This is a genomic window from Streptomyces kebangsaanensis (genome assembly GCF_001906585.1).
Taxonomy (GTDB): Bacteria; Actinomycetota; Actinomycetes; order Streptomycetales; family Streptomycetaceae; genus Streptomyces; species Streptomyces kebangsaanensis.
On the sequence record NZ_JUJA01000033.1, the window covers coordinates 23,696 to 25,286 of the forward strand.

Genomic DNA, 1,591 nt, shown 5'->3' on the forward strand with positions numbered 1-1,591 from the left:
CGGCCGAGGCCATCCGGGAGGCGGCGGCCGCGATCGCCGAGTCGTGGTTGAGGATCGACAGGATCACGGTCTCCAGCAGCACGCACTCGCCGAACGACCCCTCCACCCGCATGATCGGCGAGCCCGGGAAGTAGACCTCCCCCTCGGGATAGCCCCAGATGTCACCGCTGAACCGGTAGCCGGCGAGCCACTCCAGCGTCGCCTCGTCGACGACCTCACGCTCCCGCAGGAAGCGGAGCACGCCCTCCTCGAAGCGGAAGTTCTCCACCGCGTCCAGCACCCGCCCGGTGCCGCCCACGACACCGTAGCGGCGCCCGTCGGGCAGCCGCCGGGCGAAGACCTCGAAGACGCCGCGCCGCTCGGCGGTCCCGGCCTTCAGGGCCGCCTGCAGCATGGTCAGCTCGTAGTGGTCCGTGAAGAGCGCCGTCGACGGAACGTTCACCGGCAGCCCAAGGTCCGCTGCGTCCACCAAAACTCTCCTAGGCCTGTCGTGCCGGGTGGCCCCCGGCGGCGGCCGGGGGTCCGGGGGCGTCCCCCGGGGAGTACCGCACGGCAACGGATCGTACTCTCATTTCGTCAGTCTGACGATTTAGGGGCCCGCGAATCGATCACCGCGGTGTCCGTTTGTGCGTGTGCCCCCTCGGGATGGCAGCATGGGCCCTGTGACGGCAGCGGCCCCCATCGAGATCGAGAAGACCGAGTCGGCGGAAGAGGTCTTCGCCGTACCCGAGCCCGACGTCCCCTGGGTGACGATCGTTCACAATGACCCCGTCAATCTCATGAGCTATGTCACGTACGTCTTCCAGGCGTACTTCGGCTACTCCAAGGACAAGGCCACCAAGCTCATGCTCGACGTCCACCACAAGGGCCGGGCGGTCGTCTCCAGCGGAACGCGCGAGGAGATGGAACGGGACGTGCAGGCCATGCACGGCTACGGTCTGTGGGCCACCCTCCAGCAGGATCGGAAGTAGCGACTCCCTTCATGGCAGGACACTTCGAACCGCTCCCAGGCGGTGGCGCGGCCATCGCCCTCGACGACGTCGAGATCTCCATCATCCGCTCGCTGGCCGTGCAGCTCCTGGAGCTCATCGGCCCCGGCCCCGCCGAGGAGGCTCCCGGCGACCCGCTCGCCGGACTGTTCGCCGAGGGTCCGAGCGAGCCGCCCTCCGACCCGGTCCTCAGACGGCTCTTCCCCGACGCCTACCGCGACCCCGAGGAGCCGCCCGGCACCCCGCGGGACGCCGCCGAGCAGCGCGCCCACTCGGCCGAGTTCCGCCGCTACACCGAGAACGACCTGCGCGCCGGCAAGCGCGAGAACGCCCTCGCGGTGGTCCACTCGCTCAACGCGCTCGCCCCCGCCGGCGAAGGCGGGGCGGTGCTGGAGCTGACCGTGGAGGACTCCAGGCGGTGGCTCGGCGCGCTCAACGACCTGCGCCTGGCGATCGGCTCCCGGCTGGAGATCACCGACGAGGACGACACCGACGACCTCTACGGCCTGCCGGACGAGGACCCGCGCAAGCCGATGGTGATGGCCTATCTGTGGCTGGGCGGCCTCCAGGAGACCCTCGTCTCCACCCTCATGCCGTAGTGC

At 70.0% G+C, this 1,591-nt stretch carries 2 protein-coding genes and 1 pseudogene; 2 read left to right on the forward strand and 1 reads right to left on the reverse strand.

From position 1 onward, the window contains the following. Nucleotides 1–469, reverse strand: a pseudogene (locus RH94_RS42150) (nicotinate phosphoribosyltransferase); the annotation flags it as partial. Between the two features lie 184 nt (nucleotides 470–653). On the opposite strand from RH94_RS42150, the gene clpS reads away from it, so the two are divergent. Together clpS and RH94_RS03375 are read left to right on the forward strand one after the other, a co-directional pair. Next, nucleotides 654–971 (forward strand): ATP-dependent Clp protease adapter ClpS, encoded by a 318-nt coding sequence (gene clpS / locus RH94_RS03370; RefSeq protein WP_073946166.1) that lies wholly within the window; start codon nucleotides 654–656, stop codon nucleotides 969–971. A gap of 11 nt (nucleotides 972–982) precedes the next feature. Continuing rightward, nucleotides 983–1,588: a DUF2017 domain-containing protein gene (locus tag RH94_RS03375; protein ID WP_073946167.1), complete on the forward strand. Its 606-nt coding sequence runs from the start codon at nucleotides 983–985 to the stop codon at nucleotides 1,586–1,588. Nucleotides 1,589–1,591: the final 3 nt, after the last annotated feature.

Bases quoted from the DNA above. Each gene is read 5' to 3' on its own strand.
- clpS (WP_073946166.1), top strand. From the start codon at position 654: ATGGGCCCTGTGACGGCAGCGGCCCCCATCGAGATCGAGAAGACCGAG.
- RH94_RS03375 (WP_073946167.1), top strand. From the start codon at position 983: ATGGCAGGACACTTCGAACCGCTCCCAGGCGGTGGCGCGGCCATCGCC.